Raw genomic sequence first — 21,911 nt, forward strand, 5'->3', positions numbered from 1 at the left:
GTTTGTTGTCGGCGCCGAAATGATGCGGGCCAGCGTGAATCGCGCCAAAAAGCGCCTCGCTGGCGTAATGGCGCGGTCGGCCGCTTCACCTTTTTGCTTAATCAGCAGGATGTTTGGGGCGCTACCCCAGCATTGATGCACCACAGCAGGGCGCAACGAGCCGGCAAGCCTTGTCGGAGGCCGGTCTGGTGCGGTGCACGAAAAGCGATGCGCGCTTACCACACTTCGCAGAACGATTCTGTGAATTGCTTTGCCCGCCATAAGGGCTTTTGTTAAATTTGCGCGGCACTTCCGACACGGAAGTAAAGGAACGGAGGAGCCCAACCTCATGCACACGGGGGCGGGCGGTTTGAGACAACTTTTTATTTACGAGCCCACATGAAAAAGTCTGCCATTCTGGTTGCAGTCGGCGCCCTGTTCGCAGGTTCGGCCTATGCCCAATCGAGCGTGACGCTGTACGGTATTGTCGATACCAGCATTCACTACATCAACAACGCGAACCAAGCTGGCAACAGCGTGACGCAGATGGAAAGCGGTGCTGTGTCCAACAGCCGCTGGGGCCTGAAGGGCTCGGAAGACCTGGGTGGCGGTAACAAGGCGCTGTTCGTGCTGGAAAGCGGCTTCAACTCCGACTCGGGCAAGATGAGCAGCTCGGGTACGCTGTTCAATCGTCAATCGTTCGTGGGCCTGTCCAACAAGGACCTGGGCACCATCACGCTGGGCCGTCAATACAACTTCGGCTTCACGACCGGTGGCAATTTCGACCCGCTGGGCGTGGGTAACTATGACGGCAACTCGTGGATGTACTACGGCCTGACCGGCCTGCGTGAATCCAACATGCTGAAGTACGAAGGCAAGTGGAGCGGTCTGTCGGTTGGCCTGGCTTATGGCTTCGGCGAAGTGGCAGGCAGCACGAGCCAGAACTCGTACGTCGGCGGCACGGTGGCCTATGAATTCGGCCCGGCCTACATCGGTGCCTTCGCACAGCAGCACAAGGATGTTGCTGGCAACAAGCAAACCGTGTGGGGTATCGGTGGTAACTACACCATCGCCGCAGCCAAGCTGTTCGCTGGCTACATCGACAGCAGCGACGCCACGGGTTGCGTGAACAGCTCGTCGAACTGCGTTGGCGGCAGCGCCTTCGGCCTGAACATCTACGGCAACGCCACCACGGGTGCTGGCCTGACCCCGGGCGCCACGAAGCGTCGTGACCACGTTGGCATCCTGGGTGTGACGTACAACATCACCCCGGCACTGGCTCTGACGGGCGCGTTCTACTACGACAGCATCAGCAACGCAGCACTGACCGCCGGCAACGACGGCAAGCGCTACACCGGCGTTCTGCTGGCCGAGTACGCCCTGTCCAAGCGCACGCAAGTGTATGGCACGGTCGACTACAACAAGGTCAAGGACGCAGCTCTGCCGGAACTGTCGGGCGGCGGCAACACGACCGGCACCGGCAAGTCGAACCAGACCAGCGTTGGCGTGGGTATCCGCCACATCTTCTAATCGACGCTGTCACTCGATTGGGAACGGAAAGGCGCCTTCGGGCGCCTTTTCTTTTGCCTGCGAGCTTGCCTTGGCATCCGCCTACAATGTCAGCATCTGTGTCTTCTCTGACTGCTGAGCTATGCGTTTTGCACGTACTTCCCGTCGCGCGCTGATTACCGTTGCCGCGCTACTGACCGTGGGTTTCATGCCTGCCCAGGCGCAGGACTACCCTGCCAAGCCGATCCATATCATCGTCGCGTACCCGACCGGTGGTATTTCCGACAACGTGGCGCGCGCGCTGGGCGAGAAGCTTTCCGCCCAGCTCGGCCAGCCGGTGGTGGTGGAAAACCGCGCCGGCGCTGGTGGCAGCATCGGCATGGACGCGGTGGCCAAAGCGGCGCCCGACGGCTACACACTGGGCTTTTCTTCTGTGAGCCCGCTCACGCTCAACCCCTATTTCGGCAAGCTGCCGTACGAGCCGCTCAAAGACATCGCGCCCGTGGCCAACGTCATGTACGCACCGATGATCCTGCTGGGCACGCCGTCGTTCACCGGCAAGAGCTTTGCCGACATGCTGAGCCAGTCGCGCACCAAGCCGGGCTCGATCCGCTGGTCGACGTCGGGCGTTGGCACGGTGGGGCACTTGGCGCTGGAGCAGGTCAAGGCGCAGGCGCGCGTGGACATCACGCTGATCCCGTACAAGGGCGGTGGTCAGCAACTGACGGATGCCCTGGGTGGCCAAGTGGAGGTGATGTCGACCAACGTCGGCCCCACGCTGATGCAGCACATCACCAGTGGCAAGTTGCGCCCGCTCGCCGTGGGCGCGCCGCACCGTCTGGACGCGCTGCCCAACGTGCCCACCTTCACCGAGCTGGGTTATGCCAAGGCCAATATGGCGTCGACGTTCGGTGTATTCGCGCCGGCCAAGACGCCCGCACCGGTCATCACACGGTTGAACGCGGAGATCAACAAGGCGCTGTCCGCGCCTGACCTGCGCGATCGGCTTACGCAAGCCGCCGTGGTGCCGGTGGGCGGCACGCCGCAGCAGTTCGCCGCCGCCATCCGCGCGGAATACGACAGCAACGGCCGCATCGTGCGCGCCGCTGGTATCAAGGAGCAGTGAGCCGGCGCTGATGCGGATTTAAGCGGTGAAGCGGTAGCCGACACCGACTTCGGTCAGCAGATGCTCGGGCCGCGCCGGATCGCGTTCAAGCTTGTGGCGCAGGTGGCCCATGTAGATACGCAGATAGTGGCTGCTGTCGGAGTGCGCGGGGCCCCAGACTTCGCGCAGCAACTCGCGATGCGTCATTACCGTGCCGCGCCGGCCGAGCAGCACGGCCAGCAGCCGATACTCGATGGGCGTGAGGTGTATCGCTTCGCCGTTGCGCGTGACCAGACGGCGCGCCAGGTCGACTTCCACCTCGCCGAAGCGGATGACGCTGCCGCCGTCCTCGCCGCGCTTGGCGTGTCGCCGCAGCAGGACGCGCAAGCGCGCAATCAGCTCGCCCACGCCGAAGGGTTTGGTGAGGTAGTCGTCGGCGCCGGCATCGAGGGCGGCGATCTTGTCGCGCTCGTCCACGCGGGCGGAGAGCACCAGCACCGGCACCTCCGTCCACGTGCGCAGCTCGCGGATCAACTGCATGCCGTCGCCATCGGGCAGGCCAAGGTCGAGGATCACCGCATCGGGCTGGCGCGTGCCCGCTTCGATCAGGCCGCGCTCAATGCGATCGGCTTCATGGACTTCGCAGCCTTCTTCCTCCAACGCAGCGCGGACGAAGCGGCGGATGTGCGGCTCGTCATCGATGACGAGGACGGTGGGCGTGAATGTGAACGGCATGGCTCGCATTGTAGAGCGAGCGACCATGAAAAACGGACCCCGCAGGGTCCGTTTTGCTTGGGCGCGAAGCCGCGATACCGCTTAGGCCTTCTTCGCCCAGGCGCTGCACCAGCCCTTGTTGGCGACATCCTTGCCGGCAAACAGCGGGCAGCCGCCTTGTGCGGCGGTACCACCCTGGTACAGGGCGCAGTTGCCGCAGTGCTGATCCGGCGTGTGCTTGGGGAACTTGGCCTTGTCGGCCTTGGTGGTGTCGGCCACGTAGCCCAGGGCTTTGGCTTGCGGGTCGCTTTCAGCAACCAGCGGTGCTGCCAGTGCCAGATCCGACATCGACATGACGGCGCCTGCGGCGGCCACGATGGGGATGCTCTTCAGGAATTGACGACGATTGGACATGCTGATTCCTTTTGTGGGAGTGTGTTGTGTGGCGTCCCGTGCCGCGCCCGTGCCAAACACCGGCTCGCCCTGGGGGACTACGGACGGCGTCGGCGCGCCGCTTTCCGCTCGTGCATTCTGGCACAGCAATCGCCCGCCAGCATCTGCGCGCGGTCAATGTTCCCCATACCTGGATGCAGCAATCGCGCACATTCGATGGAGGCAAGCCGCGTGCGATCGCGTTGGCCATCCCCCATCCGGCCGGCGGTCGATGACAATTTGCCGCAGGGTCAGGCCAGCAGCGTGCGCAATGCCCCAATCAACGCGTCACATTCGTCATTGGTACCCACGGTGATGCGCAAATGCTGGTCGATGCGTGGCAGCTTGAAGTGGCGCACGAAGATCTCCTGCGCTTTGAGATGCGCCGCGAGCGTGGCCGCGTCGTGCGCCGGATGTCGCGCGAAGATGAAGTTCGCCGCCGATGGCACGACATCGAATCCCAGTGCCCGGAGGCTTTGCGTCAGCCGTTCGCGGGTCGCACCGACACGCTGGCATGTGGCACGGAAATACGCGTCGTCTTCGTAAGCGGCCTGGGCGGCAGCCTGGGCGAGGCGATCCAGCGGATACGAGTTGAAGCTGTCTTTCACCCGGTTGAGCGCCTCGATGAGCGCGGCGTGGCCAAACGCAAAGCCCACGCGCATCCCTGCAAGCGAACGCGACTTGGACGTCGTGTGCACGACGAGCAGGTTCGGATAGCGGTCGATCAGCGCGATGGCCGACTGCGCACCGAAATCGACGTACGCCTCGTCGATCACGACCACCGACGACGGATTGGCCGCGACGATGCGCTCGATGTCCGCCAGGGGGAGGGCGCGCCCGGTGGGGGCATTCGGGTTGGGAAACAGGACGCCGCCCGCATCGCCGAGGTAATCGTCGGCATTGATGGAGAAGTCGTCTGCCAGCGGTACCACTTCACACGGCACGCCGTACAGGCGCGCGTAGGTCGGGTAGAAGCTGTACGAGATGTCGGGAAAGCGCAGCGGTTTGTCGTGCTTGAGCAGCGCCTGAAACACGTGTGCGAGCACTTCGTCCGAGCCGTTGCCGGCAAAGACCTGTTCGGGTTTCAGGCCGTGATGGGCCGCCACTGTTTCGCGCAACCGACGCGACAGCGGGTCGGGATAGCGACGCAGGCTGTCGCCGGTCGCGCCCAACTCATGCGCAATGGCTGCGACCACGCGCGGCGATGGTGGATAGGGATTTTCGTTGGTGTTCAGCTTGATGGGGTGTGCTAGCGCCGGCTGTTCGCCCGGCACATACGGCACAAGTTGCTGAACCACATCGCTCCAGTAACGGCTCACTGCTTGACTCCTGATCGGGCAAGGGGCGTGTGACTGCGCGGGGCCGTGTTGGACAGCGGAACCGCATGTTGCGGACCCTGCAGTTCGGGCGCAGGAACGTCCCCAAAACGCCTCAAAACGTGGATTCTTGGCGCGCCCGGCTGGGATCGAACCAGCAACCCCTGCCTTCGGAGGGCAGTACTCTATCCATTGAGCTACGGGCGCATGTCGGCACAGAACGTGCCGAAAGGAAGCCCCGCAGAATAGCGTATTTGTCGCCGGGCGTCCATTGCGCCCAGGTGACGGCGCGCGGCGCAACGCCGTTTTCAGGGGTTTTTGACCCAGGTCGAAAAGCGCTGCCTAGGGCTCTCCCGCGTGTCAATGGCCTAGGCATTGCGGCTATAATCGCCCGACATTTGCCAAGAAATAATGCGGGGACAGGTCTGTTTGGGCCAATCGGCAATCAGCAAGCGGCGATTGCCCGGGTCTTCCTGCCCTCATCGTGACCCAACGTGGCCCCACGCACTGTCGGCAGAGCTCGTGACTCATGCCGGTGGCGCTCGGAGGCCTCCCGAGAGCGGTTCCACCATCCTGAGAGTTGAGCATGAGCGACGCGCAACACGACGAACACGAGCCCCTGATCAAGACCCCGAAGCAGTTGATCATCGCGGTGGTTGCCGCGTTTGTCGTCCCGATTCTCGTCATCATTTTGCTGGCCAATTATGTTGGCCTGGGCGCCAAGGAAGGCGCCGGCAGCTCCAGCACATCGGAAGAGGCTGCCAACGACCGCATCAAGCCGGTTGCGCACCTCGAACTGAAAGACCCGAATGCGCCGCGCGTTTTCAAGACCGGCGAGCAACTCTATAAGGAAGTCTGCGCAACCTGCCACGCGGCCGGTGTGGCCGGCGCCCCCAAGTTTGGTGACGCGGCAAGCTGGGGCCCGCGCCTGTCGCAAGGCCTGGACGGCATGACCAAGGTGGCGCTGGCTGGCAAGGGCGGTATGCCCGCACGTGGCGGCACGTCGCCGGATGATGTGAGCGACTACGAAATCGAACGCGCCATCGTCTATATGGCGAACTCCGGTGGCGGCAAGCTCCAAGAGCCGGCCGCGCCGGCAGGTGGCGCGGCGGCACCGGCTGCCGCACCGGCAACGGAGGCTGCTGCGCCTGCCGCATCGGCCGCTGCCCCCGCTCCCGCTCCCGCAGCGGCTGCCCCGGCAGCGCCTGCTGCAGCCGCGGCTCCGCAGGCTTCCACGGGCGATGTCGGCAAGAAGGTCTACGACTCGACCTGCCAGATGTGCCACGCCGCCGGGGTGGCTGGCGCGCCGAAGTTTGGCGACAAGGCCGCCTGGGCGCCGCGCATTGCCGAAGGCAAAGCCAAGATGTACGACATCGCACTGCACGGCAAGGGCGCAATGCCGCCCAAGGGCACCTACGCCGGCTCGGACGACGATGTCAAAGCCGCCGTCGACTACATGGCAGCCGCCGCCAAGTAAGTCGTTACGCCCCGCCTGAAGAAGCCCGCCCCGTGCGGGCTTTTTGCTGCCTATCAACGCAACATTGCAAGCGCGGCATACCGATTGCTAGTCTGTTTTCTGATGTGCGGAGTCCGATGCAGCGGCGCTGTCGTCGCCCGCACGTGCCCAGGATGATCCGAACGGAGGTAGCCATGCGAAGGAATCGAACAACAGTGGCCAATTGGGCAACACGCGGGGCAACATGCGGGGCGATATGCGCCCTGATAACTTGCAGTGCAGCGGCCATGGCCGCCGACAACTGGGTGAAGCTGACCCCCTTGGCCGACAATGCCGGCACGCTCTACTTGGACAAGGATTCCATCGAGCGCAACAACGACGGCACGGTACGCGCCACCTCGCGCGATGCCTACGACGCGCCACGCAAGCTCGCCAACGGTAAGGCGTATCAATACGATTCACGCACGTCGGTTTACGACTGCAAGAACGATCGCATCCTGCCGGTCAGCGCGCTGATCCAGGACAGCCAGCACGCCACCGTGCTGGCCCGCAACATCGACGGCCCGCGTTGGGAGGCCGTGGTACCCAATTCCGAAGGCGAAGCCGTACTGCGCGCGGTCTGTCAGAAGTAGGGCTGCAGCGTTATTGCACGGCGGCGGCGGGGGCTAAGTCCACGCGCAGCGTGCCGTCTGCATCCATGCGCGTGGTGCCGCGCGCTGCGGCTTCGCGGTAGTGGTAGAGATCGAAACGCAGCGGCCCTTTCGTCGATGTGTCCGTCACGAGCACCCGGCTGTTGGTGACCAGCACGTTGTACATCTTCAGATCGCCGGACTGGATCCAGATGCGGCTGGCGGCAGTGGTCGGGGCGGGTGCGCACGCAGCCGGCGCCGGGCCGAAACCGAGCACCAGCCCATCGGGCGTCACGCGCGCTGTCTTCATCTGGCCGACGAGGCGCGGCGGCGGGAACACCGTGTATTGGTCCAGCACCATGTCGTTGCCTTCGAGCTTGGCGCCGGGCCGATCCAGCGGCGCGAGCTGCGATAACTGCAACCCCATCGCCTTGAGCAACGCGAGCGTCTGGATGCCCGTCACGCGCGCCTCGGTGGGCGTGTAGACGAGGTAGCGCGATTCCTTGAGCTGCAGGGTGCCGCGCATGCCGAACGGCAGCCATACGCCGGGAAAGTGATTGCGCAGCTTGAGCCCGCCCGATACATCGAGCACGCCATCGCCCGGCGTAAGCGACAGCGCATTGAGCGAGCGCGGCGAGTAGTCGAGCAAATAGGTGTTGAACAGCGCATCCAGCGAATCCTTGGGCACCGTGACTTCCCCGCCGAGAATACGGATGTCGAACTGGCCGGGGTCGTCCATGTCGACGGCTTGGCCCGGCGTATGTGGCACGAGCTGCGCGGTGAGTTGGTGAACGTGGAAGCCGATGCTGCCGGTGATGCGGAAATCCACGTCGCGCATCTGCACCACGGGCGGCGCGGTGCCGGAGTTGCGCGGCGTGGCGGCATCGCTTGCGTTGGCGGCGCCAGAGCTTGGGTCGCAGCGTTGCATCCACTGCTGGCGGACCGGGCTCAACGCCTTGCGCTGGGCGCCGGCCATGGGCGGTTCGGCGGCGCGGGATAGTGCGCTGGCCATGAGGCCAGCCAACCCAAGCGCGACCAGCGCCAGGCGCAGCATCAACACGGCAAAAGCGAAGGCGGGGGCGATCATGGCGCGGTCCTCTTGGCGAGTTGCACGGCGGGCTTGGCCGCTTTCGCGGTCAGCGTGTCGAACGACGGCATCAGCACGCGGATACCCCCATCCGGCGAGAAACGCAGCGACCCTGCCACGAGCTGATCCCGATAGCGATACAGGTTGAACACGAACGGCTTCGCCGGATCGGCCACGACGATATCGATGCGCGCATTCATCGGCATCGAGCGCATGAAGCGAATGTCGCCGCCACGAAAGAGGATGTAGGGGCGCTGCGCGTCGGAGGCATTGGCCAGCGGCGGCATCTGCGGGTTGCCATCCCCGATCTGCATGAACAGCCCATCGCGTGTGACGCGGATGGCGGAGAGCTTCAGGTCCAGCGCTGGCGGCGGAAATAGCTTGGGCACCTGCATGACGATCTCGCTGCCGGCAAGTTGCACCGCGGGCGTGGATACCGGCAGCAGATCGGCCAACTCGATATGCGCGGCGCCCATCAACGCGCTGGCATCCTGCCCGCGCACCTTGACGACGTTGGGCCGGAACACGAGGGTCTGCGCATCGCGCAGCACCAACGGGCCACGCAGCTCGATCGGCACCCATGCGCCGCGGCGGCGCATCTCGGCGCGCATGTCGAGCGTGCCGTCGTCGAGCGTGAAGCTGAAGTTGCGCAGCGGCGGGTCACTGTTCGGACCACGTGCGAACACCACGGTGTTGAACAGCGCGGCCATGCTCTCGGCCGTGACTCGCACGTTGCCGCTCTCGGGCTGCAGCGTGTACGACGACACGTCATCAAGCCAGACCGGATCACCCGCCTGGCGCGGCACCATGCGCAGCGCGAGCTGGTCGATCACGAAGCCGACGCCGCCGTCAAAACGGAAATCCACATGGCGCAAGTACGAGATGGCATCGGGCTGCCCGGAATCGCGCAGCGTGACGGCCCGCACCTCGCGCGTGGCAAGTCCACCGGACTGGAATGGCGCGCGCGCCTGCGCCCGGGCGTCTTCAAGCTGCTTGGCCTTCTCCGCCTCGATACCGCCGTGGTTGTCACCCGCACTGGCGCAGCTTTGCAACAACAACGCAGCCATCAACGCGCCAGCAGCCCGAAACCACGCCGCCCGCGCCTGCACCGCGACGGTTTGGCCGTACCCTGCCCTAGATGGCGCCTTGGATTTTTGTCGCGGGGAGGAAAAAGAGGGGAGGCTTGTCTGAGCGCAGCGAGTTTGCCTCCCCTCCCTCCCCGTGACACAAATCCAAGGGGAGGTCGCCATCTCGGGCGCGCCTTTCTTTGCTTCCTTTCTTTGGCAAGACAAAGAAAGGGAGTCGGCCCCGGCAGGGGACGAAACAGGGGATGCACCATCAGCATCCACTCGCAGCCAACGCAAACGCAACACCGAATCCCACATCGACGGTCTCCTCGTCGTGAGAGGCCGGAAACCACCCGGCGACTGGCGCGGTCGTTTGCCGCGCTCGTGTAGAATTTTTTCCATGCCCGCCCGCAAATCCACCGGCGATGCCGGTTCACCCACCGCTCCGTCTGCCCGCGAGTTCACCATCGACGAACTCGCGCGCGCAGCCGACACCACCGTCCGCAACGTCCGCTCATACCAGGACCGCGGCCTGATCGACCCGCCCGAGCGGCGCGGCCGCGTCGGCATCTACACGCAGGTGCATCTCGGACGGCTCAAGCTCATCAATCACCTGTTGGCGCGCGGCTACACGCTCGCCAACATCCAGGAACTGCTCAAGGCCATTGTCGAGGGCCACGACCTGCGCTCCATCCTCGGGCTCGAATCCGCCATCGCCAGCCCGTGGTCGGACGAGTCCCCCAAGCACTACTCGCTGCTGGCGCTGGCCAAGTTGTTCGGCAAATCCATGTCGCGTCAGGCGCTGGCGCGGGCCATCTCGCTCGGTCTGCTCGAACCCGATGGCCTCGGCTATCTGGCGCGCAGCCCGAAGGCGCTGATGGCCGGTGCGCAGATGGCCAAGGCCGGTTTCTCGCTCGTCGAAGTGCTCGACATCATCGAGCGCGCCCGGCCGCATACGCAGGCGGTGGCCGATGACCTAGTCTCCATGGTCGTGCGCGAACTCGACAAGTACGGCAGCGACTTGCCGCCGGTCGAAGACGTGCCGCGTCTGGTCGACGTGATCTGGCGCATCCGTCCGCTGGCGCTGGTGGCGGTCGAAGCCGAACTCATGCGCGCGCTCGAAACCGCCGCCAACAAGTACCTGGGCGATCGCGTGGCGCAAGTCATCGAGCACATGCACGAACCGTCGGGCCCGCCGCCCGCGTCGGACAAGGGTTAGTGTCTCCGGCGCGCCCATGCGTGGGGCGCGCTTTCTCTATTTCTAGTTTGATCCCGATGCCGCCGCGATTGGCAACGACGGCAGGCGTTTTGAATGCCTGTTCAGGATCCGGCTGCACCGGCTGCTGACAACTTGCGGCGGATCGATGGCGACGGCGCTTCGCCATTGGCGGCGGCATACGCTTCGATCTCCGAGATCAGCTTGGGCAGGCGTTCGAGTGCTGCACGGTTGTCCTCATCCCACGGGTGGAACGACGGCCGGAAGAAATCGAGGAACTCCGGAATGATCTTGCGCAGCGGCGCCGGGTAGATCCACAAATAGTGGAACGCTTTGCCCAGGCCGAGGAATTTGTGCTTGATGGTGCGGTCGGCAAAGATCAGCCGCAGGTGCACGTAGAACACCATCGCCCAGAACGTGAGGGTCGTCAGCAGCATCGTCGAGGTGCGCAGGATGTAGCGACGCAGCCCCGGCTTGATGGCGAGGTTCCACACGTCGTAGCTGACCGCCTTGTGCTCGGTCTCTTCCATGGCGTGCCACAGCCAGACCTGACGATAGCCGGGTTGGGAGTTGCGTCCCAGGCCATCCTCATGGGCGAGCACCTGCCCGGCCAGCATGGCGGTGTAGTGCTCCAGTGCTACGGTCACGGCCAACTGGTGCGACTTGGGCGTGTACTTGCGCAGCACGTTGAGGAACTTGCCAACAAAGCGGTCGATGCGCGTGGCAGGCAGGCCGGCGCGGTCGAGTAGGTCGTTGTACAGCACGTGCTCACGCGTATGCATGGCCTCCTGGCCGATGAAGCCGGCCACGGCCTGCTTGAGTTCGGGGTCGGTCACCAGATGGCGGTAGTTGCGCACGCTGTCCATGAAGAAGCGCTCGCCGGTGGGGAAGAAGATCGACAGCGCGTTCAGGAAGTGGGTGACATGCGTGCCTCGCTCGTGCCAGTTGCTGATGCGATCAGCCGGCAGGTGAGGATGCACGTCGCGGCGGACTGGCATCATGGGCGGTTCTCCTGGTATGTGGTTTCTGCAAGGTGCGCTGCTGCGCGGCCCTGGTCTAGGAATGCACAGAGGTCGGTCCCCACGCGTACGGGGTCTTCCTCCATCGGGATATGGCCGAGCGCCGGATACATGCGCAGCGTGGCACCCCGAATGCGGCGGGCAAATTCACCGGCGTGCGCGGGCGGGATCCACCGGTCGCGCTGGCCCCACAGGATGAGCGTCGGCACGCGGATAGCGGCCAGCCCGCTGGTATCGACATCGTCAAAGCGGAACTTCGGCACCATCTGGCCGATGGCCTGGCGGGCACCGTCGGCATAAAAGAAATCGGTGTAGCGGCGCAGCGTGGGTTCGGACACGCGCGACGGGTCGCCATACACATCGCGCGTGGCGGCGCGGATGATGCCTTCGGGCAGCATCCACGGCGAGGTCAGCCGCACGGCGAGGTGGTTGAACAGATCGATGTAGATCGGCAGCTTCATCGGGAAGCCGGCCGAGTCGATCAGCACGAGCTTCTCCACGCGGCCCGGATGCCGCACCGCAAAGTCCCACGACACCATGCCGCCGAGCGAGTTGCCGATCAGCGTGAGCTTCGACAGGCCGAGCGTGTCGACAAACGCGTCGATGAAGTCGCGGTACAGCGGTAGCTCCATCGTGCGCGGGCGGCCTTGCGCATCGCGCAGCGGGCCGGTGATGCCGAACGGCGGCAGGTCGAGCCGGATCACGCGGTAGCGGCGCGTGAGCTGCGGCAGCACACCGTCCCACGTGTGCAGCGACGCGCCAAAGCCGTGGATGAGTAACAGCGTGCCTTCTGCGTTGGCGGCGCCCTCATCGGTGTAATGCACGCGCGTGCCCATCAACGGCAGGTAGCGCGATTGGGGCTTGGCGTAACGGGCGATCAGCACGTCGCGCCCGATGCTGCGCAGGCCGATGCGGCCGGGGCGCAGCATCGCGCGGGCGACGTTGAGCAGGTTCGCGCGCGGGGGGCTGGCGAATTGTTCAAGTTCAGCGGTGGTGGCCGGGTTCATCGGCGGCCTCCTACTTGGCGCGTGCGGTAGCGGGCGCGGTGTCGTCGCGCAGGCTCTTCTTGCGCGTGCGGCGGGCTTCGCGCACGACCAGCGCCTGATAAGCGGCGGGCAGCACGCGGGCCATCACGTCGGCGGCGTGAGCGTCGGGGCCGATCAGCACGCGGCGCTTGTTCTTGCGCACACCGTCGAGAATCACACTCGCCGCCTTCTCGGCGCTGGTGATGAAGAACTTCTCGAACTCGGCCTTGCCCTGCTGCTCGTCGCGCACCAGGAAGCCGTTCATGCTCGGCGACACGCGGCTCGACTTGGCAATGTTGGTCTTGATGCCGCCGGGGTGCACGCAGGTGGCAGAGACGCCGCAGTTCATCAGGTCAAGTTCCTGGCGCAGCGCTTCGGTATAGCCGCGCACGGCGTACTTGCTGGCGTTGTAGGCGCCCATGCCGGGCTGCGCGAAGATCCCGAAGATGCTCGATGTGTTGATGATGTGTCCATCGCCTGTGGCTTTGAGCAATGGCAGGAACGCCTTGGTGCCGTGCACGACGCCCCAGAAGTTGATGTTCATGATCCAGGCCAGCTCGTCGTCGTCCATGCCTTCGATCGTGCTGGACAGCGCCACGCCCGCGTTGTTGAAGATCAGGTTGACCTTGCCGTGAATAGCGTGTGCTTCTTCGGCCCAGCGGTAGACGGCGGCGCGGTCGGCTACATCGACGGCGTGCGTGGTCACGCGGATGCGGTCGCCTTCATGCGCGCGTACCAATTGCAGCGTCTGTGCGAGTGCGGCTTCATTGCGATCGGCCAGGGCGAGGTGGCAGCCCTCGCGTGCCAACTGCAGTGCCAGCGCGCGGCCCATGCCCGATGCTGCACCGGTGATGGCGGCGACCTGGTTGTTGAATGACTTCATTGGCGTGGTCTCCTGAACTTTTTGCTTGCTATGCGCTGGTGGTGCATCTCTTGTTTCATCCCCTGCCGGGGCTGACTCACTTTCTTTGTCTTGCCAAAGAAAGGAAGCAAAGAAAAGCGCGCCCGAGATGGCGACCCATCCCTTGAATTTCTGTCGCAGGGAGGGAAGGGAGGCAAACTCGCTGCGCTCAGACAAGCCTCCCTTCTTTTTCCTCCCTGCAACAGAAATTCAAGGCGCCATCTAGGGCAGGAAACGGCCAAACCATCGCGGCGCTTGGCTTGGCGGCAAGGCATGCGTGGTGGTGTCTTAAACACGGTCGAGCGCTTCTTCGTTTGAGGTGTTCTGGGCCGCGGCTGGCACCGTGCGGGCAGGCACGCGCAGCGGCACGCTCTTGGGCACCGGCATCGGGCGCGTGCGGTAATCGGCCAGCCGGAAATGCGCGGTGGCGCGGCGGAATTGCCACGTGAATCCCGGCCACAGCGTGGTGTTCTTGCCGGTCTTCGGATCGAGGTACCAGCTCACGCAGCCACCGGCCGACCAGATCGCGTTCGAGAGACGCTTCTGGATGCCGTCGTTGAAACGGCGCTGCACATCAAGACGCACGTCAATCGTCGCGACGTTGTGCGCACGCATCGACTTGAGCGCGTCGACGATGTACGCCACCTGCGACTCGATCATGAACACCATCGACGAGTGGCCGAGCCCCGTGTTCGGGCCCACCACCATGAAGAAATTCGGGAAGCCCGACACCGTGGTGCCCAGGTAGGCCTCGGCGCCGCGCTTGTCCCACGCATCCACGATGTCTACGCCTTGGGCACCGAGCAGCACGCCACGCGGGAAAGGGTCGGTGGCGTGGAAGCCCGTGCCGAAGATCAGGCAATCGACTTCGCGCCGCGTGCCGTCGGTGGTGACGATGGCGTTGGGCTCAACACGCGCGATGCCGGTGGTGATGACGTCGACGTTCTCGCGCGTGAGCGCCGGGTAGTAGTCGTTCGAGATCAGGATGCGCTTGCAGCCGATGGTGTAGTCGGGCGTGACCTTCTTGCGCAGTTCCGGGTCCGCAATGCGGCGCTTGATGTGGCCGCGCGCCATACGCTCGACCGCCTTCATCAGCTTGGGGTGCACCACGAAGCCGAGCACGCGCGATTCGAGCATCCAGTAGATGCTGGTGCGCATCAGCTTTTGCGTGAAGGGCAGGTGGCGGAACAACCAGTGCTCGGCGCGCGATACCTTGCGGTCGGGTTTGGGCAGGATCCACGGCGGGGTGCGCTGGTACAGGTCAACGCGGCCGGCCTTGGGCGCGATCTGCGGAACAAACTGAATGGCCGATGCGCCCGTGCCGATCACGGCGACGCGTTTGCCACGCAGGTCGTAGTCGTGTTCCCACAGCTGCGAATGGAAGGCCTTGCCCTGGAAGGTTTCGATGCCGGGAATGTTCGGCCACGCCGGACGGCTCAGCCCGCCCATGCCCGAGATGAGCGTGCGGGCGCGGTAGCGGCGGCCGTCGGCCATGTCGAGGTTCCACACGCCGGCGGCATCGTCGAACGCCGCGCGCGCCAGCTCATGGTGAAAGCGCACGTGTGGGCGCACGCCAAAGTCATCGGTGCAGCGCTCCAGATATGCGCGGATTTCCGGCTGCGGCGAATACATGCGCGACCAGTCCGGATTCGGCGCGAACGAAAACGAGTACAGGTGCGATTGCACGTCGCACGCGCAGCCCGGGTAGTGGTTGTCACGCCACGTGCCGCCCACCGAGCCCGCTTTCTCGAAGACGAGGAAGTTGTCGATGCCATGCTGCTTGAGCTGGATCGCCATGCCCAGGCCGGCAAAGCCCGTCCCGATGATGGCGACATCGATCAGGGGGGCGGCCTCGGTGTTTGGATCGGGGCGATGGAATTCGGACCGTGCGTTCACGTGGCGTCTCCGTGGGCACCACATGATGGGCGCCTCTTAATGTGACATTGATCGATGTCATCGTAGGGGGCGCCGCCCGAGCGAGTCAATCGCCCGATTGGAGTCGAACTTCTAGAAGCGGCGCATGCACCGCTTGAAACGGATTTTCCTTACGAATCCGCGACTTGCGTGCGGTGCACAGCGCTCTCGCACGTTGTTTTGAGGGTGCCCAGCAGTTGCCTGATGTGCGCGAGCAGCCGGACAACTTGGGCACCGGCGGTGCGGATGTCGCTGTCCGTACCGCCGTGGATGGCATGGCGGAAGGCTTCCGTCTCGGCATCCACGACAGGGCTGCGCAGCAACGCCAGGGCGCCGCTGGTCCGGTGTACCCATTTGCGCAGGGCGGGGCGGTCGAGGCTGTCGAGCAGCGGGCGCAGCCGCTCGGCATCGTCGTCCAGTGAGGACAGGAAGACCTGCGCCAGGCTCACAGCCGCTGGGCCTGTGCCCAAGGTACGGCGCAGGTCTTCGAGCGAGATTGGGAAGGCGTTGTCGTCCGCCGCTGTGGCATCCGGGGCGGTGCCGGGTGGTGGCGGTGCGTTGGTCCACAGCGCAGACAATGCTTCTTGCAGTGTGGCCAGAGTGGTCGGCTTGAGCAGGCAGGCGTCCATGCCGACAGCCCGGGCGCGGGCGTGCTCCTCGGCCAGCGTGGTGGCGGTGATGGCAACGATGGGCAGGCGGCGGCCCCCGGCCTGTTCTGCCTCTTGCTGACGGATCTGCTGGGCCAGGTCGAAGCCGTCCATGTGCGGCATGTGGCAGTCGGTGAGCAGGGCGTCGAAGCGGCCCTCGCGCAGGCGCTCGAGCGCGACGACACCGTCTTCGGCCAGCGTGACACGGTAGCCGAGCAATCGCAGTTGCTTGGCGATCAGCTCGCGGTTGATGGGGTGGTCTTCCGCCACCAGGATGTGTGCGCCCAGCGCTTCGCTGGCGGGCGCGGCCACCACGGGGCGTGCCGGCGCGCTCGGTGCCTGGGTGGCTTCTGGCCGCGGCAGGGCGCGCTCGCAGGCGCGCACGAAGGCGTACCAGCTCAGCGGGTTGGTGCTCAACGCCGCGCCGCGCTCGGCGTAGCCCACTTCGCTGGTGACGTGGATGGCGCCAGGGTGTTTGCGTGCTGCGGTGCTGAATACCAGGTCAGCATCGTCCCCCGATGCCGCGCGCAACCCGGCCGCCATGGCGAATTGCGTCAGGCTGTGTCGGTCTGCGACGTCATCCACCACGATCGCGACACTGCGGCCCGCCAATTGCGGCAGCGTGTAGCGGGCGTTGATGATCGGCACCGGCAGCCGCAGCGTGATGGTCGTGCCCATGCCGGGGGCGCTGTCCATCGATAGCGTGCCGCCCATCAGACCGGCGAGCTGACGCGAGATGGCCAGACCCAGCCCGGTGCCGCCGTAGCGGCGTGTCGTGGAGCGCTCGGCCTGCACGAACGGCGCGAACAGCGTCTTCTGCACGTCAGACGCGATGCCGATGCCCGTATCGCTGACATGGATCGCCAGGTGCGCCGTGTCGGCGTCGATGGCGCTGCATTCCGCCGTGACGCGCACGCTGCCGCGCTCGGTGAACTTGATGGCGTTGGAGAGCAGGTTGAACAGAATCTGCCGCACACGCACGCTGTCCACCGACACGATGGCTGGCACGTCGGCCGCCACATCGACGCGCACCATGAGCGATTTTTCGTGCGCGCGACTGGCCAGCAGGCCGACCGTGCCGTCGAACACCTCGCGCAGGTCGGTATCCACGGGGGAGATGTCCAGGCGCCCGGCTTCGATCTTGGCGTAGTCGAGGATGTCGTCCAGGATGTGCAGCAGCGCGCGGCCCGAGTCCTGCACCAGCGACACCATCTGCTTCTGCTCGCCCTCCAGTCGCGTCTGTTGCAGCAGTTCAACCAGGCCCAGCACGCCGTTCATGGGCGTGCGGATTTCATGGCTCATCATGGCCAGGAAGCGGTCTTTGGCGAGCAGCGCCGATTCTGCTGCGTTCTTGGCGGCTTCCAGCGCGTCGGCCTGTTCGCGCTCCACGGTGGCATCGCTCAGGTAGCCATTCCAGACCGTGCGGCCGTCTGATGTGCGCTGCGGAATCGAGCGCGCGTGTAGCCAGCGGATCGAGCTGTCGTCGCCCAGATGTCGGAACTGCTGGTCAAACGGCGTCAGTTGCGCAGCGGAGACGTGCACCGCTTCGAGCACGCGTTCGCGGTCGTCTTCGTGGATCAGCAGCTCGGGCGTGGACAGGTAGGTCAGCAGATCATCGGGCTGCCCGCCCAGGGTTTCGTGCGCCTTGCCGGCCACGTAGGTCATGCGGCCCAACGGCTGGCCGGGGCACAGTTCAAACTGGTAGACCAGCGCGGGCAACGACTCGGTGACTTGGCGCAGGCGTTGCTCCAGCCGCTCCGCACGGGCCTGCGCCTCGCGGATCTCGCTGATGTCGACCAGCGATGCCACGGTGCCAGCCGGTTGCCCGTCGGGCAGGTGGAACGGCTCGATCCAGTACAGCACATTGCGTGCTTGCCCATCAGGCGTGACGATGTGCAGTTCTTCCCGCGTGCTTTCGCTCAGGTCCACCGCGTGCTGGTTAATCTCCGACAGGTGCGCGACGTTCTCTGCCGAAAACAGACCAAGCTCTTGCGGCGTGCGGCCCAGCAGCGCCTTGCGCGACAGGCCGAACATATTGCAGAACGCGGCGTTCACGGCCATGTAGCGGTGCTCGGCGTCCTTGGCGACCAGCGGAAACGGCACGGCTTCCATCAGCGCACGCTGAAAGCTCAATTGCTGCGCCAGGGTTTGCTCGGCCAGGCGACGCTGATGGTTTTCCCGACGCAACTGCATCTGCTTGATGAACAGCGCCACCAATGCCACCAGCACCAACGCCGCCGCCGGCCCGAATCTGGTGAGCACGGCCGAGGCTGTCGGTCCCAGTTGATAGCTGACCGACAACCATTTGTTGCGGATGCTGATCTGCTCCCCTTCCGGCATGGCGAAGAGCGCACGGTTGATGAGCGGCACCAGCGTGGCATAGCGGGCCGATACGCCCACGCCAATGCTCTCGACGGTATTGGCCGAGCCCGTGACCTTCAGCTCCCCCGGAAAATGATGGCGGATCAGCGCGTCGGCCACCGGCAGATTGACGATGGTGAAGTCTGCGTCCCCGTGCGCCACCATGGACAGCGCATCGTTGACGGAGATGGCGGACAGGATGCGGATCTTCGGTACGTTCTGGTGCAGCAGGTTGGCGAGCGTGTCGCTCGTCGGCAGCGCAACCGTCTTGCCGGAAAGCTCGGACAACGACGCCACCGTGATCGCATCGCTGCGCCCGACGATCACCATCGGCGTGGCATCGATGGCTTGGCTGAGCGTAAAGCCAGGCGGGCGCGAATCCTGGTCGGACATGCCGAGCAGGATGTCGAGCTCACCATTGCGCGCCTTGGCGAGCGCGTCAGACCAATCGCGCACGCTCACGCGTTCGAAGCGCAGGCCAAGCGTGCGCGAAAGATAGCTCTGGTACTCCGGCAGGATGCCGAGCACGTCGCCGCGCGCCTCGTTGAAGGTGTACGGCATGTAGTCGGGGTCGGCCGCATAGCGCAGCGGCGGCAGCGCCGCCAGCATGCTGCGCTCGCTGGCAGACAGTTGCAGACCAACGCTGCTCGCGCCGCCTTGCGTGATCCAGCGTGTGCGCAGTTCGCTCATGGTGGCGTCGGGCAACTGCGCGAGATGGCGGTCGAGATAGCGGATCAGCATGGCGCGATCGCGCGGCGCAGCAAAGTGCAGCGCGTCGACCTGCTGGTTCACCAGTTGCACGATCGAGAGGCGCCGATAGCGCGATAGCGACAGCAATTCGCGGGTGGGGTAGGTCACGCCCACGTAGGCATCGGCCGTGTCCTGCAGTACGGCGTCCAGCGCATCGGCGGGTGTGGGAAAGCTGACCACGCGAATGGTGGGGTACTGGTGCGCCAGTTCTTCTTCCAGCGAGGAGCCTTGCTCCACCGCGATGCGCATGCCCGAGGCAAACGGGTTCTGTGCTACCCGCGCGTTGTCGCTGCGCGCGACCACGGCTGTGGGGCGCTCGAGGTAGGGCGCGGAATATTCAAGGCAGCGCTCGTATTGCGAGCGCGGCGCCACGCTCATCACGATGTCGACCTCGCCCCGGCAGGCGGCCTTGAGCAATTCGTCGCGGCGCGTGAACACACGCGGCACGACGCGCACCTGATCCTGCGGAATCAGGTGCATGAGCAAGTCGCCAGAGAAGCCGTTGAGCCGGCCAGCCTCTACGCCTTCGAGCGGCATCATCGCGTCGCCGATCACACCCACGGTCAGCCGGGGTGGAAACGAAGCCATACGCGGGATGGTGCGCGCGGCGTCTTCCGCATCGGCGTTGCGCGTGCCGCCCAGCCAGGCCAGCACAGCCACGCACAGGAGCAGCCCCGCACCGATGCCGATACGCAGCCGGGCCCGGGTAGAGAGCTTGACGCGCGCTTTCATCGCGTCAGACCTCGCTATGGCCGAGCAGCCCGTGTCGCACGGCAAAGTCGAACAGCGCGGCTTCGGTATCGAGCTTGAGCTTGCGCATGGCGGTCTGCTTTTGCGCGCTGATGGTCTTGACGCTGCGGTTGAGCTGCAAGGCAATCTCGCTGACCGTCTTGCCGGTGACGTACATGCGCAGGACTTCGAGTTCGCGCTTGCCCAGCAGGCGGATGGGGTCGTCTTCGTCGGGCTCGGGCGCTTCGAAGCGGCGGATCAGCTTGGCGTCGAGCTGCGGTGATAGATAGATGCGGTTGTTCAGCGCCGCCTGCACGCCCTCGAGAATGTGCTGCGGCTCGTCCGATTTGCTGACGATGACCTTGACCCCCGCACGCAGGATGTTGCTCATCAGCGCGCGCGTCTCGAGCATGGTCAGCACCATGACGCGCAGGTCAGGGTGGCGGCGCATGAGGAATTCAAGCATGACGATGCCGTCTCCATAGCGGCTGCCGGGCATGGCGTAGTCGGTGATGGCGATATCGCAGCGCACGCGGCTAAGCAGGGCGAGCAGCTCGTCGGCGTCACCGGCCTCGCCCACCACTTCAAAGCCGTCAACGGCCGATACGAGGTGACGCACTGCGGCCACCACACCGGGGTGGTCATCCGCAATGACGAGTTGAATGGGGGGCTGCATGTCGACGGGTCTCCGGAAGCGCGTAACGTGCGGCAACCTGTTTGCCGCATTGCTGAGAATCGCCGATGCCGCAAGCGTCGAAAATCGGAAAAGTCTTATTAATAGGGCGTTATCTGCGCCCTTCTGGTGCAAATTTGTCCAAACATGTTGCCTATGCCGTCCGGCATCCGAAATCGGGGCCGACATGACCGCGTGGCACAATGCTGGCGATTTCCTGCGTGCCCATCTCCATGACCTCCCATCAGCCCATCGCCTCTTCCGTCGCCACACGCCAGCAGAGCGCCGAGCGCTCCACGCTCGTGAGCGCGGGCGTCAATTGCGTGCTGTCCGTGGGGCAGATCGCGGCGGGGTTGTGGTCGCATTCGCAGGGTCTGGTGGCCGATGGGCTGCATACGCTGTCGGATTTAATTGCCGATGGCATCGTCTTCATTGCCAACCGCAACAGCCACAAGGGGCCCGATGAAGATCACCAGTACGGCCACGCGCGCTATGAGAACGCCGCATCGCTAGGGCTTGGGTTGCTACTGATTGGCGCAGGCGCCGGCATGATCTGGGCCGCGGTGGAAAGCCTGCGCTCGCCGCAAGGGCCGACACCGGTGCATGGCCTGGCACTGGTGGTGGCGCTGATCGCGCTGGTGGCCAAGGAAGGCCTGTTTCGGTACATGCTGGCGGTGGCCAAACGGATCGGCTCGCGCATGCTGATCGCCAATGCGTGGCATGCGCGCTCGGACGCGATTTCATCGTTGGTGGCGGCCGTGGGGGTGGCCGGCAACCTGATGGGCTACCACTGGCTGGACCCCGTGGCCGCCTGCGTGGTGGGCGCGATGATCGGCCGCGTGGGCCTGCGCTTCGGCTGGGAGGCGCTCAACGATTTGATGGACCGTGCGCTGCCGCCGTCGCAGGTGCAGGCCATTCGCGCGAGCCTGGCGGGCACGCCGGGCGTGATCAGCGTGCATGACCTGCGCACGCGCGTCACGGGCGACCAGGCCCTTGTCGATGCGCATATTGAAGTGGACCCGCGTGTGTCCGTGAGCGAAGGCCACGCGATTGCCGTGCGCGCCCGCACCAACGCGCTCGCCGCACATACCGCGATGGCGGTTCTCGATGTGCAGATCCACGTAGACCCCAGCGAGCGTATCGCTACCGACCCGCTACCGCTGCCCGACCGCGATGCGCTGGTGGCCGTGCTCACCCCGCTGCTGCCAACCGGCACGCCGCTGGATGCGCGCCACTGCGTACTGCATTACGTGGATGGCGTGGTCGAGATGGACCTGATCGTGCCGGCCGCGCTGGCCGCTGAACCTGCGCGTATTACCGACGCCATTCACGCAAAGTGGAATGGCCTGGTGCGGGTGCGCGTGCTGGCTTCGCGCGCTTGA

Annotated in this window: 17 protein-coding genes and 1 tRNA gene; 6 read left to right on the forward strand and 12 right to left on the reverse strand. The window is 65.1% G+C overall.

Annotation, left to right across the window (positions count from 1 at the left end; translation table 11 throughout):
• Positions 1-378 precede the first annotated feature (378 nt).
• The gene (locus tag AB0305_RS01965) at positions 379-1,509 is read left to right on the forward strand and encodes a porin (RefSeq protein ID WP_366170969.1); all 1,131 of its coding nucleotides are present in this window, start codon (positions 379-381) and stop codon (positions 1,507-1,509) included.
• 121 nt (positions 1,510-1,630) lie between these two features.
• Positions 1,631-2,614: a tripartite tricarboxylate transporter substrate binding protein gene (locus AB0305_RS01970; protein ID WP_366170971.1), complete on the forward strand. Its 984-nt coding sequence runs from the start codon at positions 1,631-1,633 to the stop codon at positions 2,612-2,614.
• 18 nt (positions 2,615-2,632) lie between these two features.
• Here AB0305_RS01970 and kdpE read toward each other — a convergent pair whose 3' ends face one another.
• The 4 genes from kdpE to AB0305_RS01990 all read right to left on the reverse strand — a co-directional run bounded on the left by kdpE (position 2,633) and on the right by AB0305_RS01990 (position 5,262).
• A complete protein-coding gene (kdpE, locus tag AB0305_RS01975; RefSeq protein ID WP_366170973.1) occupies positions 2,633-3,328 on the reverse strand; it encodes a two-component system response regulator KdpE in 696 nt (231 codons plus the stop codon).
• An 81-nt stretch (positions 3,329-3,409) separates the two neighbouring features.
• Complete coding sequence (locus tag AB0305_RS01980; RefSeq protein WP_366170975.1) at positions 3,410-3,721, reverse strand: high-potential iron-sulfur protein; 312 nt, start codon at positions 3,719-3,721, stop codon at positions 3,410-3,412.
• 269 nt (positions 3,722-3,990) lie between these two features.
• A complete protein-coding gene (hisC, locus tag AB0305_RS01985; protein ID WP_366170977.1) occupies positions 3,991-5,058 on the reverse strand; it encodes a histidinol-phosphate transaminase in 1,068 nt (355 codons plus the stop codon).
• A gap of 128 nt (positions 5,059-5,186) precedes the next feature.
• Positions 5,187-5,262, reverse strand: a tRNA-Arg gene (locus AB0305_RS01990).
• 379 nt (positions 5,263-5,641) lie between these two features.
• On the opposite strand from AB0305_RS01990, the gene AB0305_RS01995 reads away from it, so the two are divergent.
• Complete coding sequence (locus tag AB0305_RS01995) at positions 5,642-6,532, forward strand: c-type cytochrome (RefSeq protein WP_366170979.1); 891 nt, start codon at positions 5,642-5,644, stop codon at positions 6,530-6,532.
• Between the two features lie 266 nt (positions 6,533-6,798).
• Positions 6,799-7,143, forward strand: coding sequence for a surface-adhesin E family protein (locus tag AB0305_RS02000; protein WP_366170981.1), 345 nt, complete (start codon positions 6,799-6,801; stop codon positions 7,141-7,143).
• A 10-nt stretch (positions 7,144-7,153) separates the two neighbouring features.
• Here the strand turns inward: AB0305_RS02000 and AB0305_RS02005 are convergent, their stop codons facing one another.
• Together AB0305_RS02005 and AB0305_RS02010 are read right to left on the reverse strand one after the other, a co-directional pair.
• Positions 7,154-8,227 carry a hypothetical protein gene (locus AB0305_RS02005; RefSeq protein WP_366170983.1) on the reverse strand — a complete coding sequence of 358 codons (1,074 nt, stop codon included), beginning with the start codon at positions 8,225-8,227 and terminating at the stop codon, positions 7,154-7,156.
• On the reverse strand, positions 8,224-9,294 hold the full coding sequence (locus AB0305_RS02010; protein ID WP_366170985.1) for a hypothetical protein: 1,071 nt from the start codon (positions 9,292-9,294) through the stop codon (positions 8,224-8,226). Before AB0305_RS02010 ends, AB0305_RS02005 begins: the two co-directional genes overlap by 4 nt.
• Before the next feature lie 400 nt (positions 9,295-9,694).
• Here AB0305_RS02010 and AB0305_RS02015 point away from each other — a divergent pair, with 400 nt between their 5' ends.
• The gene (locus AB0305_RS02015; protein WP_366170987.1) at positions 9,695-10,513 is read left to right on the forward strand and encodes a MerR family transcriptional regulator; all 819 of its coding nucleotides are present in this window, start codon (positions 9,695-9,697) and stop codon (positions 10,511-10,513) included.
• Between the two features lie 101 nt (positions 10,514-10,614).
• Here AB0305_RS02015 and AB0305_RS02020 read toward each other — a convergent pair whose 3' ends face one another.
• The 6 genes from AB0305_RS02020 to AB0305_RS02045 form a co-directional block, all read right to left on the reverse strand.
• Complete coding sequence (locus tag AB0305_RS02020; RefSeq protein ID WP_366170989.1) at positions 10,615-11,511, reverse strand: metal-dependent hydrolase; 897 nt, start codon at positions 11,509-11,511, stop codon at positions 10,615-10,617.
• Positions 11,508-12,536: an alpha/beta hydrolase gene (locus AB0305_RS02025; RefSeq protein WP_366170991.1), complete on the reverse strand. Its 1,029-nt coding sequence runs from the start codon at positions 12,534-12,536 to the stop codon at positions 11,508-11,510. Before AB0305_RS02025 ends, AB0305_RS02020 begins: the two co-directional genes overlap by 4 nt.
• Before the next feature lie 10 nt (positions 12,537-12,546).
• Positions 12,547-13,632, reverse strand: coding sequence for an SDR family NAD(P)-dependent oxidoreductase (locus AB0305_RS02030; protein ID WP_366170993.1), 1,086 nt, complete (start codon positions 13,630-13,632; stop codon positions 12,547-12,549).
• Between the two features lie 111 nt (positions 13,633-13,743).
• Positions 13,744-15,351, reverse strand: coding sequence for an NAD(P)/FAD-dependent oxidoreductase (locus AB0305_RS02035; protein ID WP_366170995.1), 1,608 nt, complete (start codon positions 15,349-15,351; stop codon positions 13,744-13,746).
• A 149-nt stretch (positions 15,352-15,500) separates the two neighbouring features.
• Positions 15,501-19,859 carry a transporter substrate-binding domain-containing protein gene (locus AB0305_RS02040; protein ID WP_366170997.1) on the reverse strand — a complete coding sequence of 1,453 codons (4,359 nt, stop codon included), beginning with the start codon at positions 19,857-19,859 and terminating at the stop codon, positions 15,501-15,503.
• Positions 19,860-19,863: 4 nt separating this feature from the next.
• Entirely contained in the window at positions 19,864-20,532 is a 669-nt protein-coding gene (locus AB0305_RS02045; protein ID WP_366170999.1) for a response regulator transcription factor, read from the reverse strand.
• Positions 20,533-20,732: 200 nt separating this feature from the next.
• On the opposite strand from AB0305_RS02045, the gene AB0305_RS02050 reads away from it, so the two are divergent.
• Complete coding sequence (locus AB0305_RS02050; protein ID WP_366171001.1) at positions 20,733-21,911, forward strand: cation diffusion facilitator family transporter; 1,179 nt, start codon at positions 20,733-20,735, stop codon at positions 21,909-21,911.

The sequence above is a fragment of the Arthrobacter sp. NPDC080086 genome (assembly GCF_040702285.1).

Excerpts from the sequence above, each read along its gene's own strand:
- AB0305_RS01995 (WP_366170979.1), top strand. The coding sequence starts at position 5,642 with ATGAGCGACGCGCAACACGACGAACACGAGCCCCTGATCAAGACCCCG.
- AB0305_RS02040 (WP_366170997.1), bottom strand. The coding sequence starts at position 19,859 with ATGAAAGCGCGCGTCAAGCTCTCTACCCGGGCCCGGCTGCGTATCGGC.
- AB0305_RS01980 (WP_366170975.1), bottom strand. The coding sequence starts at position 3,721 with ATGTCCAATCGTCGTCAATTCCTGAAGAGCATCCCCATCGTGGCCGCC.
- AB0305_RS02050 (WP_366171001.1), top strand. The coding sequence starts at position 20,733 with ATGCTGGCGATTTCCTGCGTGCCCATCTCCATGACCTCCCATCAGCCC.
- AB0305_RS02045 (WP_366170999.1), bottom strand. The coding sequence starts at position 20,532 with ATGCAGCCCCCCATTCAACTCGTCATTGCGGATGACCACCCCGGTGTG.
- AB0305_RS02015 (WP_366170987.1), top strand. The coding sequence starts at position 9,695 with ATGCCCGCCCGCAAATCCACCGGCGATGCCGGTTCACCCACCGCTCCG.
- AB0305_RS02000 (WP_366170981.1), top strand. The coding sequence starts at position 6,799 with ATGGCCGCCGACAACTGGGTGAAGCTGACCCCCTTGGCCGACAATGCC.
- AB0305_RS01965 (WP_366170969.1), top strand. The coding sequence starts at position 379 with ATGAAAAAGTCTGCCATTCTGGTTGCAGTCGGCGCCCTGTTCGCAGGT.
- AB0305_RS01970 (WP_366170971.1), top strand. The coding sequence starts at position 1,631 with ATGCGTTTTGCACGTACTTCCCGTCGCGCGCTGATTACCGTTGCCGCG.
- kdpE (WP_366170973.1), bottom strand. The coding sequence starts at position 3,328 with ATGCCGTTCACATTCACGCCCACCGTCCTCGTCATCGATGACGAGCCG.
- AB0305_RS02010 (WP_366170985.1), bottom strand. The coding sequence starts at position 9,294 with ATGGCTGCGTTGTTGTTGCAAAGCTGCGCCAGTGCGGGTGACAACCAC.
- AB0305_RS02020 (WP_366170989.1), bottom strand. The coding sequence starts at position 11,511 with ATGATGCCAGTCCGCCGCGACGTGCATCCTCACCTGCCGGCTGATCGC.
- AB0305_RS02025 (WP_366170991.1), bottom strand. The coding sequence starts at position 12,536 with ATGAACCCGGCCACCACCGCTGAACTTGAACAATTCGCCAGCCCCCCG.
- AB0305_RS02005 (WP_366170983.1), bottom strand. The coding sequence starts at position 8,227 with ATGATCGCCCCCGCCTTCGCTTTTGCCGTGTTGATGCTGCGCCTGGCG.